The sequence below is a fragment of the Microbacterium sp. F2E genome, from assembly GCF_020905435.1.
Classification (GTDB): domain Bacteria; phylum Actinomycetota; class Actinomycetes; order Actinomycetales; family Microbacteriaceae; genus Microbacterium; species Microbacterium lacticum.
On record NZ_JAJJIB010000016.1, the window covers coordinates 1 to 21,536 of the forward strand.

Annotated in this window: 19 protein-coding genes, 1 tRNA gene and 1 pseudogene; 6 read left to right on the top strand and 15 right to left on the bottom strand. The window is 70.6% G+C overall.

Annotated features, from left to right (window positions below; genetic code table 11):
- Positions 1-119 precede the first annotated feature (119 nt).
- A pseudogene (locus tag LOK55_RS11425) lies at positions 120-637 on the top strand (transposase); the annotation flags it as partial.
- 142 nt (positions 638-779) lie between these two features.
- On the opposite strand, the gene LOK55_RS11430 reads toward LOK55_RS11425, so the two are convergent.
- The 10 genes from LOK55_RS11430 to rplU form a co-directional block, all read right to left on the bottom strand.
- Positions 780-852: transfer RNA gene (locus LOK55_RS11430), tRNA-Ala, on the bottom strand.
- A 77-nt stretch (positions 853-929) separates the two neighbouring features.
- Positions 930-1,304, bottom strand: coding sequence for a ribosome silencing factor (gene rsfS, locus LOK55_RS11435; protein WP_229935465.1), 375 nt, complete (start codon positions 1,302-1,304; stop codon positions 930-932).
- On the bottom strand, positions 1,301-2,563 hold the full coding sequence (locus LOK55_RS11440) for a hypothetical protein (RefSeq protein WP_229935466.1): 1,263 nt from the start codon (positions 2,561-2,563) through the stop codon (positions 1,301-1,303). The genes rsfS and LOK55_RS11440 overlap by 4 nt, the downstream gene beginning before the upstream one ends.
- Complete coding sequence (nadD, locus tag LOK55_RS11445; RefSeq protein WP_141379970.1) at positions 2,560-3,156, bottom strand: nicotinate-nucleotide adenylyltransferase; 597 nt, start codon at positions 3,154-3,156, stop codon at positions 2,560-2,562. Before nadD ends, LOK55_RS11440 begins: the two co-directional genes overlap by 4 nt.
- A 10-nt stretch (positions 3,157-3,166) precedes the next feature.
- On the bottom strand, positions 3,167-3,394 hold the full coding sequence (locus LOK55_RS11450) for a hypothetical protein (protein ID WP_141379971.1): 228 nt from the start codon (positions 3,392-3,394) through the stop codon (positions 3,167-3,169).
- A 40-nt stretch (positions 3,395-3,434) separates the two neighbouring features.
- The gene (locus LOK55_RS11455; protein ID WP_196323531.1) at positions 3,435-4,694 is read right to left on the bottom strand and encodes a glutamate-5-semialdehyde dehydrogenase; all 1,260 of its coding nucleotides are present in this window, start codon (positions 4,692-4,694) and stop codon (positions 3,435-3,437) included.
- A 31-nt stretch (positions 4,695-4,725) separates the two neighbouring features.
- Positions 4,726-5,547, bottom strand: a complete 822-nt coding sequence (proB, locus tag LOK55_RS11460) for a glutamate 5-kinase (protein WP_141379973.1) — start codon at positions 5,545-5,547, stop codon at positions 4,726-4,728.
- Positions 5,544-7,058: a GTPase ObgE gene (gene obgE, locus LOK55_RS11465; RefSeq protein WP_229935467.1), complete on the bottom strand. Its 1,515-nt coding sequence runs from the start codon at positions 7,056-7,058 to the stop codon at positions 5,544-5,546. The genes proB and obgE overlap by 4 nt, the downstream gene beginning before the upstream one ends.
- Positions 7,059-7,148: 90 nt before the next feature.
- Positions 7,149-7,406 carry a 50S ribosomal protein L27 gene (rpmA, locus tag LOK55_RS11470; RefSeq protein ID WP_141379975.1) on the bottom strand — a complete coding sequence of 86 codons (258 nt, stop codon included), beginning with the start codon at positions 7,404-7,406 and terminating at the stop codon, positions 7,149-7,151.
- An 18-nt stretch (positions 7,407-7,424) separates the two neighbouring features.
- Positions 7,425-7,733: a 50S ribosomal protein L21 gene (rplU, locus tag LOK55_RS11475; RefSeq protein ID WP_229935468.1), complete on the bottom strand. Its 309-nt coding sequence runs from the start codon at positions 7,731-7,733 to the stop codon at positions 7,425-7,427.
- Between the two features lie 188 nt (positions 7,734-7,921).
- On the opposite strand from rplU, the gene LOK55_RS11480 reads away from it, so the two are divergent.
- On the top strand, positions 7,922-8,218 hold the full coding sequence (locus LOK55_RS11480; RefSeq protein ID WP_196323535.1) for a DUF4031 domain-containing protein: 297 nt from the start codon (positions 7,922-7,924) through the stop codon (positions 8,216-8,218).
- Between the two features lie 67 nt (positions 8,219-8,285).
- Here the strand turns inward: LOK55_RS11480 and LOK55_RS11485 are convergent, their stop codons facing one another.
- A complete protein-coding gene (locus LOK55_RS11485) occupies positions 8,286-10,808 on the bottom strand; it encodes an Rne/Rng family ribonuclease (protein WP_229935469.1) in 2,523 nt (840 codons plus the stop codon).
- 323 nt (positions 10,809-11,131) lie between these two features.
- On the opposite strand from LOK55_RS11485, the gene LOK55_RS11490 reads away from it, so the two are divergent.
- A complete protein-coding gene (locus LOK55_RS11490) occupies positions 11,132-11,737 on the top strand; it encodes a vitamin K epoxide reductase family protein (protein ID WP_229935470.1) in 606 nt (201 codons plus the stop codon).
- A 43-nt stretch (positions 11,738-11,780) separates the two neighbouring features.
- Here LOK55_RS11490 and ndk read toward each other — a convergent pair whose 3' ends face one another.
- The 4 genes from ndk to ileS are packed head-to-tail and all read right to left on the bottom strand — an operon-like array spanning position 11,781 to position 17,377.
- A complete protein-coding gene (ndk, locus tag LOK55_RS11495; protein WP_141379979.1) occupies positions 11,781-12,194 on the bottom strand; it encodes a nucleoside-diphosphate kinase in 414 nt (137 codons plus the stop codon).
- 1 nt (position 12,195) lies between these two features.
- Positions 12,196-12,642, bottom strand: coding sequence for a DUF4233 domain-containing protein (locus LOK55_RS11500; protein ID WP_308066669.1), 447 nt, complete (start codon positions 12,640-12,642; stop codon positions 12,196-12,198).
- Entirely contained in the window at positions 12,630-13,982 is a 1,353-nt protein-coding gene (locus tag LOK55_RS11505) for a folylpolyglutamate synthase/dihydrofolate synthase family protein (RefSeq protein ID WP_229935471.1), read from the bottom strand. The genes LOK55_RS11500 and LOK55_RS11505 overlap by 13 nt, the downstream gene beginning before the upstream one ends.
- Positions 13,979-17,377 (bottom strand): isoleucine--tRNA ligase, encoded by a 3,399-nt coding sequence (ileS, locus tag LOK55_RS11510; protein WP_229935472.1) that lies wholly within the window; start codon positions 17,375-17,377, stop codon positions 13,979-13,981. Before ileS ends, LOK55_RS11505 begins: the two co-directional genes overlap by 4 nt.
- 242 nt (positions 17,378-17,619) lie before the next feature.
- Here ileS and LOK55_RS11515 point away from each other — a divergent pair, with 242 nt between their 5' ends.
- The 3 genes from LOK55_RS11515 (at position 17,620) to valS (ending at position 21,535) form a co-directional block, all read left to right on the top strand.
- The gene (locus tag LOK55_RS11515) at positions 17,620-17,994 is read left to right on the top strand and encodes a hypothetical protein (protein WP_229935473.1); all 375 of its coding nucleotides are present in this window, start codon (positions 17,620-17,622) and stop codon (positions 17,992-17,994) included.
- A complete protein-coding gene (locus LOK55_RS11520; protein WP_229935474.1) occupies positions 17,991-18,551 on the top strand; it encodes a GNAT family N-acetyltransferase in 561 nt (186 codons plus the stop codon). Before LOK55_RS11515 ends, LOK55_RS11520 begins: the two co-directional genes overlap by 4 nt.
- A gap of 386 nt (positions 18,552-18,937) precedes the next feature.
- Positions 18,938-21,535: a valine--tRNA ligase gene (gene valS, locus LOK55_RS11525; protein WP_229935475.1), complete on the top strand. Its 2,598-nt coding sequence runs from the start codon at positions 18,938-18,940 to the stop codon at positions 21,533-21,535.
- The last annotated feature ends 1 nt before the right edge of the window (position 21,536 follow it).

The following is a 21,536-nucleotide window of genomic DNA, read 5'->3' on the forward strand; positions in this document are numbered from 1 at the left end:
GATCACACGATTATGCCGACAACCGCAGCCCGCCCACCGCCGCTGACCAGGACCGCCCGAGCATCATCGGCATAACCGCGAGCACGGCATAACAGACCCTATGCCGACATCGGCATAGGGTCTGCGACGGGCTGAAGGGCTTGCCGGAGTCGATCACCACGACGTGGGAGCTCGCGGTCGTGCAGACGTGCATTATCCACCTGATCCGCAACACGTTCCGCTTCGCGTCGCGCAAGTACTGGGACCAGATCGCCCGTGACCTGCGCCCTGTCTACACCGCGCCGACCGAAGCCGCCGCGAAGGCGAGGTTCGAGGAGTTCGCCGAGAAGTGGTGCACGATGTATCCCGCGATCCGCAAGCTCTGGGAGAACGCCTGGACGGAGTTCATCCCGTTCCTGGACTACGACGTCGAGATCCGCCGCATCATCTGCAGCACCAACGCGATCGAGTCCCTCAACGCCCGCTACCGCCGCGCGGTCAGGGCGCGTGGGCACTTCCCGAATGACGCCGCCGCGTTGGCCTCTACCTCGTGACTCGGTCGCTTGACCCCACTGGCAGGGGTCGGGCACGCTGGGTGACGAGGTGGAAGCCCGCACTCAACGCCTTCGCGATCACCTTCGAAGGCCGAATCAACTGAAATGCGCCAGGCCAGATCCACCGTTAATCTGACACACCCGCCCAGGCGATCGCCACGATCCTCGCCACCAACACCAGGCCACACAACGAAAAAACCTTGCCCCGCGATCACGCGGGGCAAGGTTCGAACATTCAACTTTACGTGGACCTGAGGGGACTCGAACCCCTGACCCCCTGCATGCCATGCAGGTGCGCTACCAGCTGCGCCACAGGCCCATTCTCTGGGTTGTCACCGCTCCCGCGGCAACCCTTCGATGCTACTACATCCGCGGGCGTGCTCCGAACCGGGGCGGTCACTCGGGCGCGTCGACGGGCACTCCCGTCGGCAGCACCGGGCAGTCCTTCCACAGACGCTCGAGCCCGTAGAACACCCGCTCCTGCTCGTGGAAGACGTGCACGACGAGGTCACCGAAGTCGATGAGGATCCAGCGCGCCTCGCCCTTGCCCTCGCGTCGCAGACGCTTGACGCCCTGCTCGAGCATCGCCTCCTCGACCGCATCGGCGATCGCGGCGACGTTGCGCTCGCTGTTGCCTGTGGCGAGCAGGAAGGCGTCGACGAGCGGCAGCGGATCGGACACGTCGAAGGCGACGAGATCCGCGGCGCCCTTGCTGTCGGCGGCGGCCGCGGCGATCTCGACCAGCTCGCGCGTGCGCGCATTCGCCGTCATCGAAACACCCCCGTCACGAGCGCCACGATGAGCGCGCCGGTGAGCGCGAGCGCCAGCGCACCGGCGGTGATCACGAGCGCGAGCATCAGGCGCCCGCCCTTCTCCGGCGCCGGGGGCTTGATGATGTCGTCCGCGCTCTTGATCGTGCTGATCGCCGAGCTCGCGGCGATCGGCGTCGGCGACGACGACGCCGGCAGCTCGCCGTCGACGAGCACGGCGTCGATCTCCTTGCCATCGGAGGACCCGTGCGAGGTGCCGGTCGATCCGAACGACTCGGGCAGGTTGAACGTGCCCGTGATGAGCACCTCGCCGGTCGCCGCGACCGGCGCCGAGAACGATCCGGTGTCGGGCGTCTGCGACAGGATGAGCGCGTTCGAGGCGGCGAGCGAGCCGGTCGCCGCACTGCCACGAGTGAGCAGCTGGTCGAAGGATGCCGGGAGTTCGATCTCCACGCCGTCACCGGCGAGCAGGCCCGATCCGAAGGTCGGCGCCACGACGGCCCGACGCTCCTCGTCGCCGTCCTCGGCCTCTTCCGTCTCGGCTTCGGCCTCGTCGGTGTCGCCGGCGAGCAGGGTCTCGACGTCGGGCGACTCGGTCTGCGCATCGGCGAGAGCCTCGGCAGCCTCGGTGGCGTCGTCCGAATCCACGTCCGGAACCGGCGCGTCCACGTCGGCGGCGGCGTCATCGGTCGATTCGTCCGCCTCGACATCGGCGGCGACCGGCTCGACGTCCACGACCTCGAGTTCGACGACCTCCGCCGCGACCTCGTCATCGGCGGGCTCGTCGGCGGGCGTCTCATCGTCCTCGACAGCGACCTCGTCCTCGACAGCGACCTCGTCCTCGACGGCGGCAGCGTCGTCGCCCGTGGCCTCCGCGGAGGCATCCACTGTCGCCTGCTCGTCCTCGACGGCGGCAGCCTCGTCGACCGAGGCCTCCCCCGCCGTCTCGTCGCTCTCCCCGTCGATGACGGGCACGGATGCCGTGCGCAGGCGCTCCTGCTGCCGCGCGGCGCGCCGGGTGAGTGCGCGCGACTCGAGGTCGACGTCTTCGGCGGCGGGCGGTTCCTCGACCACCACGACCGGCTCGGCCGCACGCGGCAGCGGCGCGGCGACCGGCGCCGCCGTGGCCGCCGTGGCCGCCGCAGCAGCCGCGGCTTCGGCCTCTTCGGGAGTGATGATCGTGTTCGACGCGGTATTGCGCAGTTCGCGGAGCTGACGACGGGTCAGCTGGGGCGATTCAGGCTTTTCGGGTGTGCTCATGCCTCGCTCCGGTAAAGGTGGTGCTTCGCAATGTATTGGACGACCCCGTCGGGAACGAGGTACCACACCGGGTTTCCCTCACGCACCCGCGCACGGCAGTCGGTCGACGAGATCGCCAGCGCTGGAACCTCGAGCTGGCTGACGTCCTCACTCGGCAGCCCCTCGGTGCTGAGCACGTGCCCGGGTCGCGAGACGGCGACGAAGTGCGCCAGCTCCCACAGCTCGTCGTGATTGCGCCATCCGAGGATCTGCGCGATGGCGTCGGCACCGGTGATGAAGAACAGCTCGGCGTCGGGCCGCGCGGCCTTGAGGTCGCGGAGCGTGTCGATCGTGTAGGTCGGGCCGTCGCGGTCGATGTCGACCCGGCTGACCGTGAACCGCGGGTTCGACGCGGTCGCGATGACGGTCATCAGGTAGCGGTGCTCGGCCTCGGTGACCTTCGTCTTCTGCCAGGGCATGCCGGTGGGCACGAAGACGACCTCGTCGAGGTCGAACGACTGCGCCACCTCGCTCGCGGCCACGAGGTGACCGTGGTGGATCGGGTCGAACGTGCCACCCATGACCCCGATCCGCGGGGCGCGCGCAGAAACCATCGAGCCGGCCTCAGTGGTGGCCGTGGCCCACCTGCGCCTGGTCGACGGGGTGCGCCTTGGCGTAGGCCTCGGCCTTGTGGGCGTGGCGATTGGCCACGTTGCGGTAGGACAGGGTCACGAGACCGAGCGCCAGGAACACGACGAACGCGACGGCGCCGTAGATGAACGTCTCCGCCTGCACGTTGCCGTGGTGCTCGGCGGCCTCTCCGGCGAGGGCGAGGATCGTGGCGAGGGTCATGCGGACTCCGTTCGGTTCGGGTGAGACAAGTTTAGGCGCTTCACGCGCGGATCTGACCCGCCCCGCGGGCGAGCCACTTCGTGCTCGTCAGCTCGGGCAGCCCCATGGGTCCCCGCGCGTGCAGCTTCTGGGTCGAGATGCCCACCTCGGCGCCGAACCCGAACTCGCCGCCGTCGGTGAAGCGGGTGGAGGCGTTCGCCATGACGACCGCCGAATCGACCTCGGCGAGGAAGCGCTCGGCGTTCTCCTCGTCGGCGGTGACGATCGACTCGGTGTGGTGGGTGGAGTAGCGCCGGATGTGCGCGAGCGCCTCGTCGAGGTCGTCGACGACGCGCATCGACAGGTCGAGGCTCATGTGCTCGGTCGCCCAGTCGTCGTCGGTGGCCGGCACCGCGCCCGCGACGAGCGCGCGCACCGCCTCGTCGCCATGGATCGTGACGCCCGCGCTCTCGAGCGCGGCGGCGACCGGCGGGATCAGCCGATCGGCGGCGTCGCGCACGACGAGGACCGTCTCGACGGCGTTGCACACGCTCGGTCGCTGCGCCTTCGCGTTGACGACGATCTGCTCGGCCCACTCGAGGGGCGCCGACGCGTCGAGCACGATGTGCACGACACCAGCGCCGGTCTCGATGACCGGGACGGATGACTGGGTGACGACGGTCTCGATGAGCTGCGCGCTCCCCCGCGGCACCAGCACGTCGACGAGCCCCCGCGCCTGCATGAGGGCGTTCGCGCCGTCACGACCGAAGTCGTCGACCGTCTGGATCGCTTCGGGGTCGACGCCGACACTCTCGAGCGCCGCGCGCATGACGGCCACGAGGGCCGCGTTCGACGACTGTGCGGCCGTGCCGCCGCGGAGCACCACCGCGTTGCCCGAGCGCAGCGCCAGGGCGGCGATGTCGACCGTGACGTTCGGGCGGGCCTCGTAGATCGAGCCGACGACGCCGAACGGCACCGACACCTTCTGCAGCGAGACGCCGTTCGCGAGCGTGCGCTCGTCGAGGACACGCCCGACCGGATCGGGCAGCAGGGCGACGTCGCGCACCGCGGATGCCAGGGCGTGCACGCGCGCGTCGTCGAGCCGCAGCCGGTCGAGGAGCCCCTCCGACAGACCGCTGTCGCGACCGCGCGCGAGGTCGTCGGCGTTCGCGGCGACAACGTCGGCCGTGGCGGCGTCGAGCGCGTCGGCGATCGCGTTCAGCGCGCGCGCCTTCGCGCCGTCATCCAACAGCCCCACGCTGCGCGAGGCCTCTTTGGCCCGCGTCATGCGTTCCTGCGCGCTCGTCGCCGTGATCGTCATGGCGTCAGTCTAGCGAGCGCCCGCGAGCGGCTCAGGCGCGGACGGCGCCGGTGTGCACCGACGGCGAGGCCGACGGATCCGGCGCGAACCAGGTGCCGATCTGCTCTCCGGCGAGGGCTTCGGCGACGAGGTCGGCGCTCGTGACGAGCACGCCGATCCCCGCTTCGGCGGCCACGCGTGCCGCGGACACCTTCGTCGCCGCTCCCCCGGTGCCGACGCTGTTGACGACGACCGACCCGAACTCGAATCCGGCGAGATCGTCGCCGAAGGAGACCGTGTCGATCGGCTCGGCGCCCGGCTCGCTCGGCGGCCGCGTGTAGAGGCATTCGATGTCGCTCAGGAGCACGAGCGCGTCCGCGCCGATCAGCGCCGCGACGAGCGCCGCGAGGCGGTCGTTGTCGCCGAAGCGGATCTCGTGCGTCGCGACCGTGTCGTTCTCGTTGACGATCGGGAGGATCCGCAGCCCCAGCAGCCGCTCCATGGCGCGGCGGGCGTTCGACCGGTGCGTCGCGTTCTCGAGGTCACCGGCGGTCAGAAGCACCTGGCCGGCGACGATCGCGAACGGCCGCAGCGCGTCCTGGTAGCGGTAGATGAGCACGTTCTGCCCCACCGCGGCGGCGGCCTGCTGCGTCGCGAGGTCGACGGGGCGCTCGTCGAGCGCGAGATAGGGCATGCCCGTCGCGATCGCGCCGGAGGAGACGAGCACCACCTCGGTGCCGCGCGCGTGCGCGTCGGCGAGGGCCTCGACGATCAGCTGGATCTTGCCGGCGTTCTCGCCGCTGATGGACGACGAACCGACCTTCACCACGACACGGCGCGCACCGGGCAGCTGGGCCCGCCCCTCGATGCTCACGACTCGTCGTCCTCCGACCAGTCGGCGTCGGCGCCGGCGATGCGCTCGCTCTCGAGCTCGGCGCGGGCCTCCGCCTTGGCATCCATGCGCTCGTGGTAGCGCTCGCGGCGCTGCGACGTCGTGCGGCGCGGGTTGAGGTCGAGGCGTGGATCGGTGCCGCGCGGCGCGGTCATGAGCTCGGCGGCAGACGAGAGGGACGGATGCCAGTCGAAGACGACCCCGTCGCCCTCGCCGATCACGACGGTCGATCCGGCGACGGCGCCGACGCGGAAGAGCTCGTCTTCGACACCGAGCTTCTCGAGCCGGTCGGCGAGGAAGCCGACGGCCTCCTCGTTCTGGAAGTCGGTCTGCTGCACCCAGCGCACGGGCTTCGTGCCGAGGATCCGGTACAGATTGCCGTAGGTGCCGCCCTCGACCCGGATCTCGAACTCGCGCTCGGCGCCCTTCGGGCGGATGACGACACGCTCGGGCGCGGGAGCCGCCGCGAGGTCGGCGCGGTGGCGTGCGATGATGTCGGCCAGCGCGAAGGTCAGCGGACGGAGGCCCTCGTGACTGACCGTGGAGATCTCGAACACGCGGTAGCCGCGCGCCTCGAGCTCGGGGCGCACGAGGTCGGCGAGATCCTTCGCCTCGGGCACGTCGACCTTATTCAGCGCCACCAGCTGGGGGCGTTCGAGCAGCGGCGTCTGCCCCTCGGGGACGGGGTATGCGCCGAGCTCTTCGAGGATCACGTCGAGGTCGGTCAGCGGGTCGCGGCCCGGCTCGAGCGTGGCGCAGTCGAGCACGTGCACGAGCGCGGTGCAGCGCTCGACGTGACGGAGGAACTCGAGGCCGAGACCCTTGCCCTCGCTCGCGCCCTCGATGAGGCCGGGCACGTCGGCGACGGTGAAGCGCACGTCGCCGGCCTGCACCACGCCGAGGTTCGGGTGGAGGGTCGTGAACGGATAGTCGGCGATCTTCGGGCGCGCCGCCGACACCGCGGCGATGAGGCTCGACTTGCCCGCGGAGGGGAAGCCGACGAGGGCCACGTCGGCGACGGTCTTGAGCTCGAGGAAGACGTCGCCTTCCCAGCCGGGAGTGCCGAGCAGCGCGAACCCGGGGGCCTTGCGCTTGGGGTTCGCGAGCGCGGCGTTGCCGAGTCCGCCCTGACCGCCCGGGGCGGCCACGAAGCGCATGCCCGGCTCGATGAGGTCGACGAGGGTCTCGCCGTCGGCATCCTTCACCACCGTGCCCACGGGCACGGGCAGCTCGAGGCTCTCGCCGTGGTAGCCGGAGCGGTTGTCGCCCATGCCGAAGCCGCCGTTGCCGGCGTGCCGGTGCGGCGAGTGGTGGAACGACAGCAGCGTCGTCACCTGCGGGTCGGCGACCAGCACGACGTCGCCGCCGTGCCCGCCGTTGCCGCCGTCGGGGCCGGCGAGCGGCTTGAACTTCTCGCGGCGGACCGACACGCAGCCGTTGCCGCCCTTGCCGGCACGCAGGTGCAGCGTGACCCGGTCGACGAACGTGACCATGTCGATCCCTCCTCGGGAAAAAAATGAGGGGCGAGCCGCAGCCCGCCCCTCACTATAGGGAACCTGTGGGTTCCTGAGCTTGTCGAAGGATTACTCCGCGCCCGCCACGATGTTGACGACCTTGCGGCCGCCCTTCGTGCCGAACTCGACCGCGCCGGCCGAGAGGGCGAACAGCGTGTCGTCGCCACCGCGACCGACGTTGGCGCCCGGGTGGAAGTGCGTGCCGCGCTGGCGGACGATGATCTCGCCGGCGAGCACCTGCTGGCCGCCGAAGCGCTTCACGCCCAGTCGCTGGGCGTTGGAGTCGCGACCGTTACGGGTAGAGCTCGCGCCCTTTTTGTGTGCCATCTCGTCTTCTCCCCTGGCTTACTTGATGCCGGTGATCTTGACGCGCGTGAGGTCCTGACGGTGGCCCTGGCGCTTCTTGTAGCCGGTCTTGTTCTTGAACTTCTGGATCACGATCTTCGGACCGCGCTCCTCGCCGAGTACCTCGGCGGTGACGGTCACCTTCGCGAGCTTGTCGGCGTCGGTCGTGACGGCGTCGCCGTCGACGAACAGCACGGCGGGAAGCTCGAGCTTCTCGCCGACCTTCGCCTTCTGGCGGTCGAGCACGACGACCGTGCCGACCTCGACCTTTTCCTGCCGCCCGCCGGCGCGCACAACTGCGTAAACCACTTCACACCTGTTTCTTCTATGGAGCTCTCGGCTCCGATTGTCTTGCCGGACGGGCAGTCCCGCGAGAAAAGCTCGGTGCGGAGGCGGAACCTCGACGCACCAAGGGACTACTTTACCGGATGCCGCGCCAACGGGCAAAAGGAGCGCGAAACCGGCTCGGGCGTGTCGCGGATGCCTACGATGAAGGTGTGGCCATTCTGATCGACGACGCGCGCTGGCCCGCCCATGATCGGCTCTGGGCCCACCTCGTCAGCGACAGCGATCTCGCCGAACTGCACGCCTTCGCGGATGCCCAGGGCATCCCCTCCCGCGCCTTCGACCTCGACCACTACGACGTTCCCGAAGACGCGCTCCCCCGGCTCATCGCCGCCGGCGCCGAGCACGTGAGCGGCCACGAGCTGGTGCGCCGCCTGATCGCCTCGGGCCTGCGCATCACCGCCCGCGAACGCCGGAGCGCCGGGCGCGGACCCGTCGCCGGGGGCTGACCCGTCGCCGGGGGCCGGCCCGATGCCACCGCACCCGCGGTGACACCGGCCGCGACTGGCGTCGTGGTCAGTCCTCGCGCGGCTGGTCGGGCGTCGCGGAGACCGGGGTGCCGCTGAGCGCGGCCGTCGTCACGCGCCGACGCCCACGACCCTGACCGGGAGCCTTCGGCTCGGGCAGGGCGCTCAGCACCGAGTCGAGCAGCAGGTCCTTCTCGGTGCGGGGCGCGGCCGAGGCATCCGACCGCTCGTTCTTCGCCGCGGAGGGGCGGCTCTCGCGCTTCTTGCGGGCCTTCTTGGGCCGCTCGACGGGCACCTCGAGCTCGACGGCCACCGCCGTCGTCTCGCCGGCGGCATCCGCCGCCGGGTGGATCGTCGAGGCCGCGATCGCCGCGAGGGCCGACTTCGCGCTCTCCGTGATGACGTGCGTGCCGCCGGGGGCGCTGCTGCCGTTGGTGTTGCCGTTGCCCGACGACGACTGCCGCGGACGGCGTCCGCCCGACGAGCCGTTCGACGGTGCGGCGCTGCGGTGCTTGACGACGGGGTCGTGGTGCACGATGACGCCGCGGCCGGCGCAGACCTCGCAGGGCTCGCTGAAGGTCTCGAGGAGACCGAGGCCGAGCTTCTTGCGGGTCATCTGCACGAGGCCGAGCGAGGTGACCTCGGCGACCTGGTGCTTGGTGCGGTCGCGGCTCAGGCATTCGATGAGTCGGCGCAGCACGAGGTCGCGGTTCGACTCGAGCACCATGTCGATGAAGTCGACGACGATGATGCCACCGATGTCGCGCAGCCGCAGCTGACGGACGATCTCCTCGGCCGCCTCGAGGTTGTTCTTCGTGACGGTCTCTTCGAGGTTGCCGCCCGTACCGACGAACTTGCCCGTGTTGACGTCGACGACGGTCATCGCCTCGGTGCGGTCGATGACGAGCGAGCCGCCCGAGGGCAGCCAGACCTTGCGGTCGAGGGCCTTCTCGATCTGCTCGCTGACGCGGAACCGGTCGAACGGGTCCTGCTCGTCGTCGTACTTCTCGACGCGCTCGAGGAGGTCGGGCGCGACGCCGGCGAGGTAGGCGGTGATCGTCTGGTAGGCGTCCTCCCCCTGGATGAGCATCTTGGAGAAGTCCTCGTTGAACACGTCGCGGACGATCTTGACGAGAAGGTCGGGCTCGGCGTGCAGCAGCACGGGAGCCTGCACCGTCTCGAGCTGCGTGGAGATGTGCTCCCACTGGCTCGTCAGGCGCTGCACGTCGCGGGTCAGCTGATCCTCGGTCGCGCCCTCGGCGGCGGTGCGCACGATGACGCCGCTCGACTCGGGCAGCACCTCTTTGAGGATGCGCTTCAGCCGCGCCCGCTCGGTGTCGGGGAGCTTGCGGGAGATCCCGTTCATCGCACCGCCGGGCACGTACACGAGGTAGCGGCCGGGGAGCGAGATCTGGCTCGTCAGACGCGCACCCTTGTGCCCGACCGGGTCTTTCGTGACCTGCACGAGCACGCGGTCGCCGCTCTTGAGCGCGAGCTCGATGCGGCGCGGCTGGTTGCCGGTCTCGACGGCGTCCCAGTCGACCTCGCCGGAATACAGCACGGCGTTCCGGCCCCGACCGATGTCGACGAAGGCGGCCTCCATCGAGGGCAGCACGTTCTGCACGCGACCGAGGTAGACGTTGCCGATCAGCGACGACTCCTGGCTGCGGGCGACGTAGTGCTCGACGAGCACGTTGTCCTCGAGCACGGCGATCTGGATCCGGCCGTTCTTCGAGCGGACGATCATGTCGCGGTCGACGGCCTCGCGGCGCGCGAGGAACTCGGCCTCGGTGACGACGGTGCGCCGGCGTCCGGCCTCGCGGCCGTCGCGGCGACGCTGCTTCTTGGCCTCGAGCCGCGTCGATCCCTTGATGCGCTGCGGCTCGGTGATGAGCTCAACGGCCCGCTGGCGCGGCTGACGGCCGGGGCGCTCGCCCTGGCTCGGCGCGTCGTCGCCGTCGGATGCCTGGCCGCCGCCGCCGCGGCGACGGTTGCGCCTCCGGGCGCTCGATCCGCTCTCGGACCCCTGGTCGCCGGAGTCGTCGCGCTGTGCGTCGCCGCCCCGTCCGGGACGAGCGGGCAGCGCGACGACCTCGGGCGCGTAGAACATCAGCTGGGTCGAGACCTGCGAGACGAACTCGGCGGGCAGCAGACCGAGCGAGACGGCGGTCACGGGGGCGGCGGGCTCCGACTCGGTGGGCTCGGGCTCGGGCTCGGTGACCGCCTCCGCCGCGGCGGCCTCGGCCACGGCTTCGGCGACGACGGGCTCGGCGACGATCTCGGCGGCGGCGTCGGTCACGACGGCCTCGGCGACGATCTCGGCCAGAGCCTCGGTCACGACGGCTTCGGCGACGGCGTCGGCCGCGGCATCCGCCTCGGTGTCGGGCGCGATCTCGACCGTCTCGACGACGACGACATCGAGCTGCGCGTCGGTGTCGCTGTCCACGGGCGCCGACTCGGGAGCCGCATCGGCGGCATCCGGAGCCTCCTGCTCGGGCGTCAGCGGGAGCTGAGCGAGCTGCTCCAGGTCGAGGCGGGCGGGTTCGGTGGTGTCATTGTGCTCATCGGCCATCTCTGGCTAACTCCTTGCGGGCGGCTCCGCGGGCCGTCCCGGGCGAATCTGGCGGTGCGGCTCCGGTCCGGAGCTACCGCGAACTCATACGGTCTGCAGTCTCACCCGCTCTCCGGCGGGGCTCGTCCTGCGCTGGGCGTTCATCGCCCGAAGTCATCGGTGACACCCGGCGCGCGGCGCGGCCGCGAAGGCGTCGGCCATCATTATCGCACTTTCGCGTCGGGATTGTGTGAACGACCGCCTCGGCGATCGAGAGCGCGCCGCGAGCGGCCGTGCCCGGCACATGCGGCGGAGCCAAAGAATCGCGGTGCGATAATCGCCGCATGCCGCCGCGCACCATCGACAGCCGCCCGACCGTCCTCGCCGTGTGGCTGGTGATCGCCGGAGTCATCGGCTGGATCGCCGCCTTCGCGCTCACGACCGAGAAATTCCACGCCCTCGCGAACCCCGACGCGGGGCCGGCGTCGTGCGACTTCAGCCCGCTCGTGCAGTGCACCAAGAACCTCGACTCGTGGCAGGGCAGCGTGTTCGGCTTTCCGAACCCGATCCTCGGCCTCACCGGCTGGGTCGCGTCGATCGTCGTCGGCATGGCGATCCTCGCCGGTGCACGATTCGCGCGCTGGTTCTGGCTCGCCTTCGCCGCCGGCATCACGTTCGCCTTCGGCTTCGTGCTCTGGCTGATCGGGCAGAGCATCTTCTCGCTCGGCACCCTGTGCCCGTGGTGCATGGTCACGTGGGTCGTGACCATCCCGACGTTCTACGCGGTGTGGGTGCAGCTCCTGCGTTCGGGGGTGATCTCATCGTCGCGGCGGGTGAAGGCGGTCGGCGCCTCGCTCAGCGCGTGGGTGCCGCTCATGGCCATCCTCACCTACGCGGTCGTCGGCGTCCTCGCCCAGCTGCGCCTCGACGTCCTGAGCGCGCTGTTCTGACGCGACGGCGCGGGGCGCGCCGGACGCGCCCCGCGCGCCGCGGTCAGAACCAGATCGCGAGCTCGCGCGCCGCCGATTCGGGGCTGTCGCTGCCGTGCACGAGGTTCTGCTGCACCTTGCCGCCCCAGTCGCGGCCGAAGTCGCCGCGAATCGTCCCGGGCGCCGCGGTGGTGGGGTCGGTGGTGCCGGCGAGCGAGCGGAAGCCCTCGATCACGCGGTTTCCGGCGAGCCGGATCGCGACCGACGGACCCGACAGCATGAACTCGACGAGGGGCTCGTAGAACGGCTTTCCGACGTGCTCGGCGTAGTGCTGCTCGAGCACCTCGCGGTCGGGCTCGACGAGCTTGATGTCGACGAGCGCGTACCCCTTCGCCTCGATGCGGGCGAGGATCGCCCCGGTGAGGCCGCGGGCGACGCCATCGGGCTTGACGAGGACGAGAGTCTCTTCGGTGGGCATGTCAGTCTCCGTTCGTTGCGGCTCGCGCCGCGTTGCGGCGGTCGAGAGAGCCGCCCTTGATCGTCGCATACGCGTACATCGCGCCGAAAATGAGCCCGACGACCGCGAGCGCCGGCTCGAGGAACCCGCCCGCGATGATCAGCAGCTGCCAGAACCAGCCGAGTGCGATGCCCCAGTCGTGGCGCAGCACCCCCGAGGTCGCGATGAGCAGGATCGCCAGCACCACCCCGACCACGATCCCCCACCACTGCTCGATGCCCGCCGGCAGCGCCTTCAGCCCGTAGAGGGCGAGTCCGCCGAGGAACACGATGATCGACTCGAAGCCGAGCACGATGGATGCCAGTGACTCGCGCGCTCCGCGCTGCCGACGCACCCGAGGCGCGCGAGCCGCACCCGGTGCGCCCGCGGGGTCTGCCGCGCCCGAGGCATCCTGGCTCACGCCTGCCACCCGTCTTTCCAGTCCTCTTCGGCCGCGAGCTGGAGGGCCTCCCCGGCGAGCACGACGCTGCCGGCGATGACGACGGCGCGGCGGTCGGATGCCGCGGCCCATTCCCGTGCGGCTTCGGCCGCTTCGGCGAGGTCGCGGTGCACCGTGACGTGCGCCCCGGCCGCTTCGACCAGGTCGGCGAGGGCATCGGGGTCGGCGGCGCGGTCGGAGTCGGGCGCGGTCGCGAACACGTGCGCCGCGGCGGGGACGACGGTCGACACGATGCCGGCGATGTCCTTGTCGCCGAACGCGCCGAGCACGATGCCCCACTCGTCGAAGTCGAACGAGTCCTCGAGCGCCGAGACGAGAGCGCGCGCGCCGTGCGGGTTGTGCGCGCTGTCGACGAGCACGGTGGGCGCCACTCCGACCAGCTGCAGCCGGCCGGGCGAAGTCACCTGGGCGAGGCCGTCGGCGACGACGTCGGTCGCCAGCGGCTGCTCGGCTCCCCCGATGAGGGATTCGACCGCGGCGATCGCGAGCGCCGCGTTGTGGCCCTGGTGGGCGCCGTAGAGCGGCAGGTACAGCTCGTCGTAGGTGCCGGCGAGACCCTGCACGCTGATCTGCTGGCCGCCGACGGCGAGGCTCTGCGCGGTGAGGCCGAACGCGTCGCCCTCCACCGCGAGCGAGGCGCTGCGGGCGTCGGCGGCGGCCTTCAGCACCTCGAGCGCCGCCGGGTTCTGCTCGGCCGAGACCGCCGCGGCGCCGGGCTTGATGATGCCCGACTTGACGGTGGCGATCTCGGCGATCGTGTTCCCGAGGCGGTCGGCGTGGTCGAGGTCGATCGGGGCGAACACCACCACGTCGCCGTCGGCGGTGTTGGTCGAATCCCACGAACCGCCCATCCCGACCTCGATCACCGCGACGTCGACGGGCGCGTCGGCGAAGGCCACGAAAGCGAGCACCGTCAGCAGCTCGAAGAAGGTGAGGGGCGCGTCGCCCGCGGCGGCGAGTTCGGCGTCGACGAGGTCGACGAACGGCGAGATCTCGTCCCAGGCATCCGCGACGAGCCCGTCGTCGATCGGCTCGCCGTCGATCATGACCCGCTCGGTGAACCGCTCCAGGTGCGGGCTCGTGAACAGGCCCGTGCGCAGACCGTGGGCGCGGACGATCGACTCGACGATCCGCGCGGTCGACGTCTTGCCGTTGGTGCCGGTGAGGTGCACGACCCGGTAGGTCGCCTGCGGGTCGCCGAGGAGCTCCAGCACCCGCCGGGTGCGCTCGACGCGCGGCTGCACCCACTGCTCGCCCTGACGGGCGAGGAGGGCCGCGTAGACGGCATCCGCTCTCGCTCGATCGTTCACTGTGCGCCTCCGATCCGCGTGACGGCGACGGTGAGGTCGCCGCGGTTGGCGTAGGTTCCCGCCGGTACGACGGCGGTGTGCTCCGCGTCGATGGTATCGGCCGAGGCCAGCACCGATCCCTCGGCGACGAGCGGCTCACCGCCCGGAGCGACGACGGCGTAGTCGAGCGCGAGGGTCTCTCCGGCGACGTCGGCGGCGGCGAACGCCGCGGCGACCGCCTCGGCATCCTCCTGCGCCGCGAACAGCAGCTGCAGCCGGATGCGGTCGCTCACCTCGAAACCGGCGGCTTTGCGGGTGTCCTGCACCGCGCGGATCACGTCGCGCGCGAGCCCCTCGGCCTCGAGCTCGGGCGTCGTCGTGGTGTCGAGGATGACGAAGCCCGAGCCCGGCAGCAGCGCGAGCGCCTCCCCTTCGGGCCGCCCGGTCGTCTCGAGCACGAGCTCGTACTCTCCGGGCTCCAGGGCGACGCCGCCCGCCGTGACGACGCCGTCGGTCTCGCTCCAGTCACCGCCGCGCGCGGCGCCGATGACCTGCTGCACCTGCTTGCCGAGGCGCGGACCGGCCGCGCGGGCGTTCACCGACAGGCGATGCGTGATCCCGTATTCGACAGCCGCCGTCTCGCCGAGGGGCGCGAACGCGACCTCCTTGACGTTCAGCTCGTCGCGCAGGATCTCCTCGAACCGCTCGAGATGCTCCGCACCGTCGGCGACCACCGTCAGCCGGGGCAGCGGCAGCCGCACGCGCTTGCCCTCCTTCTTGCGCAGGCCGTTCGCGACGCTCGACACCTCGCGCACCGCGTCCATCGCGGAGCGGATGTCGGCCGCCGCCGGGAACGCGCCCGCGTCGGGCCAGTCGGTCAGGTGCACGCTGCGCCCGCCGGTGAGCCCCTGCCAGATGCGCTCGGAGACGAGCGGGATGAGCGGAGCCGCGACGCGGGTGAGCGTCTCGAGCACGGTGTAGAGCGTGTCGAACGCCTCGGTGGATGCCTCGTCGCCGGCCTTCACGCCGACCCAGAAGCGGTCCCGCGACCGGCGGATGTACCAGTTGGTGAGCACCTCGGCGAAGTCGCGCAGGCGCGCGGCCGCCGTCGTCGAATCGAGCGCCTCGAGGTCGGCGGCGACGCCGTCGACGAGCTCGCCGGTGAGGGCGAGGATGTACCGGTCGAGGACGTCGGTCGAGTCGGTGCGCCAGCGTGCCTCATACCCCTCGCCGCCCTCACCGCCCGCCGCGTTGGCGTAGGTCGCGAAGAAGTACCACGCGTTCCACAGCGGCAGCAGGAACTCGCGCACGCCCGCGCGGATCCCCTCCTCCGTGACGATGAGGTTGCCCCCGCGGAGCACCGACGACGCCATCAGGAACCAGCGCATGGCGTCGGACCCGTCGCGGTCGAACACCTCGCTCACGTCGGGGTAGTTCCGCAGCGACTTCGACATCTTCAGGCCGTCGCTGCCGAGCACGATGCCGTGGCACGCGACGCCCGTGAAGGCGGGCCGGTCGAACAGCGCGCCGGAGAGCACGTGCATGACGTAGAACCAGCCGCGGGTCTGCCCGATGTACTCGACGATGAAGTCGGCGGGCGCGTGCTCGTCGAACCACTCACGGTTCTCGAACGGGTAGTGCACCTGCGCGAACGGCATCGACCCCGAGTCGAACCAGACATCGAAGACGTCCTCGATGCGGCGCATCGTCGAGCGGCCCGTCGGGTCGTCGGGGTTCGGACGGGTCAGTTCATCGATGTACGGGCGGTGGAGGTCGACCTCGCCCGCCTCGTTGACCGGCAGGCGGCCGAAGTCGGCCTCGAGCTCGGCGAGCGAGCCGTAGGCATCCACACGCGGATACTCCGGGTCATCGCTCTTCCACACCGGGATCGGCGAGCCCCAGAACCGGTTGCGGCTGATCGACCAGTCGCGCGCGCCCTCGAGCCACTTGCCGAACTGGCCGTGCTTGACGTTCTCGGGCGCCCAGGTGATCTGCTCGTTGAGCTCGATCAGGCGGTCCTTGATCGCCGTGACGCGCACGAACCAGCTCGAGACGGCCTTGTAGATGAGGGGGTTCCGGCAGCGCCAGCAGTGCGGGTAGGAGTGCTCGTAGGATGCCTCGCGGAGGAGTCGCCCCTCGGCCTTCAGCAGCCGGATGAGCGGCCGGTTGGCATCCATCCACAGCTCACCGGCGACGTCGGTCACCTGCGGCAGGAAGCGTCCGCCGTCGTCGAGCGACATGATGAGCGGGATGCCGGCGGCCTCGGTCACCCGCTGGTCGTCCTCACCGTAGGCGGGCGCCTGGTGCACGATGCCAGTGCCGTCGGTGGTCGTCACGTAGTCGTCGACGAGGATGCGCCACGCGGTGTCGGTGCCCCAGACCTCGGCGTCGGCGTAATAGTCGAACAGCCGGTCGTAGTGCACGTCGCGGAGCTCTTCGCCCGTGAGCGTGCGCTCGACGGCGGCGGCCGCCGCCGCGGCATCCTCGTAGCCGAGCTCCTTCGCGTGGTTGCCGAGCAGGTCGGCGGCCAGAAGGTACCGGTGCGCCTCGCCCTCGGCGGCGCTCTCGTGCACGTCGGACGCTCCGAGCGGGCCGCCCGGCACGACGACGTACTCGATGTCGGGGCCGACGGCGAGCGCGAGGTTCGTCGGGAGGGTCCACGGGGTCGTCGTCCAGGCGAGCGCGCGCACGCCGGTGAGGCCGAGCGACTCGGCCTTGACGCCGACGAGGGGGAAGGTGACCGTGACCGACGGATCCTGCCGCATCTTGTAGACGTCGTCGTCCATGCGCAGCTCGTGGTTCGACAGGGGGGTCTCGTCGCGCCAGCAGTACGGCAGCACGCGGTAGCCCTCGTAGGCGAGGCCCTTGTCCCACAGGTTCTTGAAGGCCCACAGCACCGACTCCATGTAGCCGGTGTCGAGGGTCTTGTAGCCGCGCTCGAAGTCGACCCAGCGCGCCTGGCGGGTGACGTAGTCCTCCCACTGCTGGGTGTACTCGAGCACCGACTCCTTCGCCTTCGCGTTGAAGGCGCCGATGCCCATCTGCTCGATCTCGCTCTTCTCGGTGATGCCGAGCTGCTTCATCGCCTCGAGCTCGGCCGGCAGGCCGTGCGTGTCCCAGCCGAAGACGCGGTCGACCTTCTTGCCGCGCATCGTCTGGAACCGCGGGAAGAGGTCCTTCGCATAGCCGGTCAGCAGATGCCCGTAGTGCGGAAGCCCGTTGGCGAACGGTGGGCCGTCGTAGAAGACCCACTCGTCGGCGCCCTCGCGCTGCGCGATCGATGCCCGGAAGGTGTCGTCGGATGCCCAGAACGCGAGCACCTCACCCTCGATCTCGGGGAAGCGCGGGCTCGGCGAGATGGTGTCGGGCGTGGCGTCGGCGGCCGGTCCGAAGGCGGAGGTGCGCGGGTAGGTCATGTCTCTCCAGCAGGTGCGTCTGATGCTTCCTGCGAGGACGATCCGTGCTGTCGCACGGGCCGCGGTACCACCCCGCTTGCCCTCCCCGATCCGACGAGGGCCTCTCTCCTGCGGCTGTGACGGGCCTGCCCCGCGCGGTTCTAGTGGCGTCGGACGGGCCGATGCGTTCTTCCGCGAGCTCCCCGGTGATGGCCGGATCGATGCTGGTCCCTCCAGCATACCGGCGACGTAGGCTGGCGGGCATGCCCTCCCCTCGGTCCACCGGCGGGCGCCGGACCCCGCGCGGCCCGCACGCTCCGCGCGTGACGGCGCCCGACCTGCCCGCTCGGTTCGACGGCGACGCCGATCTCGCGCCCCGCGCCGACCTGATCGGAGTGCGGCTGCGCGCGACGGGCGACGTGGTGAGTGACGCGCACGGGCGCATCGCCGAGTCGCGGCTCGACGAGGCATCCGTGACGCGCCTCGATCTCACCGGGGCGACCCTCGTCGACGTCGCGATCACCGGTGTGCGGGCCGCCGAGCTCGTCTGCCGGGACGGCGCGTGGCTCGAGCCGCGCCAGGCCGAACTGCACGCGGTCGCGTTCGCCGAGGCGCTGGGCATCGGGGTGACCGGGTGATCCTCTCCACCGGGCGACTGGACCTCCGCGAGATGACGGATGCCGATCTGCCGGCGCTCCGGGCGATCCTGCACGATCCCGTGGCGATGATCGCGTACGAGGGCGCGTTCGACGACGCGGAGTCGCTCGCCTGGCTGCGGCGGATGCAGGAGCGGTACGCCGACGACGGCTTCGGGCTGTGGGCCGTCGTGCTGCGCGAGACGGGCGAGATGATCGGGCAGTGCGGCATCACCCGCCAGCGGATCGATGAGGACGAGGTGATCGAGGTGGGTTACCTGTTCGCGCGCGCCCACTGGCACCGGGGGTACGCCGTCGAGGCGGCGAGCGCGTGCCGCGACTGGGCCTTCCGTGGGCTGCCGATCGACGAGCTGTACGCCAAGGTGCGCTCGACCAACGTGGCATCCATGAACGTCGCCATCCGGCTCGGCATGACCGTGCGGCGCACCTTCACGACCCACTACCGCGGCGTCGACATGCCGCACCTCGCCTTCGCGGTGTCGCGCGAGGCGTGGTCGCGGGGGCGGCGGTCGGTTCCTGAGGAGCCTGCGGGTTCCTGAGGACCGGATGCCCCGGAATCACTGCTCAGCATCCGTCATCTCCTCAGCATCGGGAGCCGCAGCCAGGACAGCCGCGTCGGGATGAAGGATTCGGCGCGCGCGGGCGCATCGGTGGACAGTCCACCGGATCGGGCATCTGGGGAGGAGGCGATGGCCCCAGAGCCCGGCCCGTCAGCCGGGAGGTTCCTGAGGAGCCTGCCGGTTCCTGAGGACCGGATGCCCCGAATCACTCCGCAGCATCCGTCATCTCCTCAGCATCCGACTCCTCAGCATCCGCCTCCGCGCCACGCGTCGTCTCCGCAGCATCCGACCCGCGTAGAATGGCCGGACAAACCACACTCAGGCACGCTCACACAGTGCCGCACATATCGCTCGAGGAGACAGCCATGGCCGACGCACAGATTCCCGACAAGCCCGCCCTGGAAGGCCTCGAGCAGAAGTGGGATGCCGCGTGGGCGGCGCAGGGCACGTACCTGTTCGACCGTGACGCCGCCAAGGCGGCCACGCAGGCGCAGGGTCGCGCGGGGGTCTTCTCGGTCGACACTCCCCCGCCGACGGCCTCCGGGTCGCTGCACATCGGGCACGTATTCAGCTATACGCACACCGACGTCAAGGTGCGCTTCGAGCGCATGCGCGGCAAGACCGTGTTCTACCCGATGGGCTGGGACGACAACGGCCTCCCCACCGAGCGCCGCGTGCAGAACTTCTACGGCGTGCGCTGCGACACGTCGCTCCCCTACGATCCGGACTTCACCCCGCCCTTCCACGGCGACGCGAAGAGCCTCAAGCCGGCCGACCAGGTGCCGATCAGCCGCCGCAACTTCATCGAGCTGTGCGAGGAGCTGACCCTCGAAGACGAGAAGGCCTTCGAGTCGGTGTTCCGCCAGCTCGGCCTCTCGGTCGACTGGACGCAGACCTACCGCACGATCTCCGACGACACGATCCGCACGAGCCAGCTCGCGTTCCTGCGGAACCTCGAGCGCGGGGAGGCCTATCAGGCCATGGCGCCGACCCTGTGGGACATCGACTTCCGCTCCGCGATCGCGCAGGCCGAGCTCGAAGACCGCGAGCAGCAGGCGAGCTACCACCGCCTCGCCTTCCACAAGACCGACGGCTCGGGCGACATCCACATCGAGACGACGCGCCCCGAGCTTCTCGCCGCGTGCGTCGCCCTCGTCGCGAACCCCGGCGACGAGCGGTACCAGGACTACTTCGGCAAGACGGTGCGCACCCCGATCTTCGACGTCGAGGTGCCGGTGCTCGCCCACCCGCTCGCCCAGCAGGACAAGGGATCGGGCATCGCGATGGTCTGCACCTTCGGCGACGTGACCGACATCATCTGGTGGCGCGAGCTCGACCTCCCCAACCGCACGATCCTCGGTCAGGACGGTCGGATCCTCGCCGACGCACCCGAAGCGCTCGAGACGGATGCCGCACGCGCGGCCTACGCCGAGATCGCCGGTCTCACGGTCTTCAGCGCGAAGAAGAAGATGGTCGAGCTGCTCGAGGCCTCCGGCGAACTCCTCGAGATCTCGAAGCCCTTCAACCACCCGGTGAAGTTCTACGAGAAGGGCGACCGCGCTCTCGAGATCGTCTCCACGCGCCAGTGGTACCTCCGCAACGGCGCCCGTGATGCGGCCTTCCGCGAGAAGCTCATCGCGCTCGGGCGCGGCATGGACTGGCATCCCGACTTCATGCGCGTGCGCTACGAGAACTGGACCAACGGGCTCACCGGCGACTGGCTGATCAGCCGTCAGCGCTTCTTCGGCGTGCCGATCCCGGTCTGGTACCCGCTCGACGAGAACGGCGAACGGATCGAGGGCGGCGTGATCACGGCCGACGCGGCCGCTCTCCCCGTCGACCCCACCACCGACACCGCCCCCGGCTTCGACGAGTCGCAGCGCGGCGTGCCGGGCGGGTTCGAGGGGGAGAAGGACATCTTCGACACCTGGGCGACCTCGTCGCTCACCCCGCAGCTGGCCGGCGGCTGGCAGCGCGACGACGAGCTCTGGAACCTCGTGGCGCCATTCGACCTCCGCCCGCAGGGCCAGGACATCATCCGCACGTGGCTCTTCTCGACGATGGTGCGGTCCGCCCTCGAGGATGACCGCGCGCCGTGGTCGGATGCCGCGATCTCAGGCTTCATCGTCGACCCCGACCGCAAGAAGATGTCGAAGTCGAAGGGCAACGTCGTCACGCCCGCCGACATCCTCGATCAGCACGGCACCGACGCCGTGCGGTACTGGGCGGCATCCAGCCGGCTCGGCGCCGACGCCGCCTTCGACCCGCAGAACCCGACGCAGGTGAAGATCGGCCGGCGCCTGGCCATCAAGGTCCTCAACGCCGCGAAGTTCGTGCTCTCGTTCCCGGTGCCGGAGGGCGCGCAGGTCACCCACGCGCTGGATGCCGCGATGCTCGCGACGCTCGATCAGGTGATCCGCGACGCGACGGCGGCGTTCGAGAACTACGACCACGCGCGCGCCCTGGAGATCACCGAGGCGTTCTTCTGGACGTTCTGCGACGACTACCTCGAACTCGTCAAGGAGCGCGCCTACAACCAGGGCGACGTCGGCCAGGCATCCGCCGCACTCGCGCTGCGCCTCGCGCTGTCGTCGCTGCTGCGTCTGCTCGCCCCCGTCCTCGCCTTCGCGACCGAAGAAGCCTGGTCGTGGTTCGAAGACGGCTCGATCCACACGTCGGCGTGGCCCACGCCGCTCGGCATCGAGGGCGACCCCGCGGTGCTGAAGGCGGCGAGCGAGGCGCTCATCGGCATCCGTCGCGCGAAGACCGAGGCGAAGGCCTCCCAGAAGACGCCCGTGGCACGTCTCGTGCTGCGCGCACCGGATGCCACGGCCGCGGCCCTCACGCTCGCCGAGGGCGACCTCAAGGCCGTCGGACGGATCGAGAGCCTCGAGATTGTCGGCGGAGCCGAGGCGTTCGCCGTCGACACCGTCGAGCTCGCGCCCGTCGAGACGGAGGCCTGAC

What these genes read in the sequence shown, in the direction of transcription:
- rsfS (WP_229935465.1), bottom strand. Translation starts at nt 1,304, where the DNA reads ATGACGGCGAATGCGCGCACGCGCGAGCTGGTCGAGATCGCCGCGGCC.
- LOK55_RS11440 (WP_229935466.1), bottom strand. Translation starts at nt 2,563, where the DNA reads ATGAGCACACCCGAAAAGCCTGAATCGCCCCAGCTGACCCGTCGTCAG.
- nadD (WP_141379970.1), bottom strand. Translation starts at nt 3,156, where the DNA reads ATGGTTTCTGCGCGCGCCCCGCGGATCGGGGTCATGGGTGGCACGTTC.
- LOK55_RS11450 (WP_141379971.1), bottom strand. Translation starts at nt 3,394, where the DNA reads ATGACCCTCGCCACGATCCTCGCCCTCGCCGGAGAGGCCGCCGAGCAC.
- LOK55_RS11455 (WP_196323531.1), bottom strand. Translation starts at nt 4,694, where the DNA reads ATGACGATCACGGCGACGAGCGCGCAGGAACGCATGACGCGGGCCAAA.
- obgE (WP_229935467.1), bottom strand. Translation starts at nt 7,058, where the DNA reads ATGGTCACGTTCGTCGACCGGGTCACGCTGCACCTGCGTGCCGGCAAG.
- rpmA (WP_141379975.1), bottom strand. Translation starts at nt 7,406, where the DNA reads ATGGCACACAAAAAGGGCGCGAGCTCTACCCGTAACGGTCGCGACTCC.
- LOK55_RS11485 (WP_229935469.1), bottom strand. Translation starts at nt 10,808, where the DNA reads ATGGCCGATGAGCACAATGACACCACCGAACCCGCCCGCCTCGACCTG.
- LOK55_RS11490 (WP_229935470.1), top strand. Translation starts at nt 11,132, where the DNA reads ATGCCGCCGCGCACCATCGACAGCCGCCCGACCGTCCTCGCCGTGTGG.
- ndk (WP_141379979.1), bottom strand. Translation starts at nt 12,194, where the DNA reads ATGCCCACCGAAGAGACTCTCGTCCTCGTCAAGCCCGATGGCGTCGCC.
- ileS (WP_229935472.1), bottom strand. Translation starts at nt 17,377, where the DNA reads ATGACCTACCCGCGCACCTCCGCCTTCGGACCGGCCGCCGACGCCACG.
- LOK55_RS11515 (WP_229935473.1), top strand. Translation starts at nt 17,620, where the DNA reads ATGCCCTCCCCTCGGTCCACCGGCGGGCGCCGGACCCCGCGCGGCCCG.
- valS (WP_229935475.1), top strand. Translation starts at nt 18,938, where the DNA reads ATGGCCGACGCACAGATTCCCGACAAGCCCGCCCTGGAAGGCCTCGAG.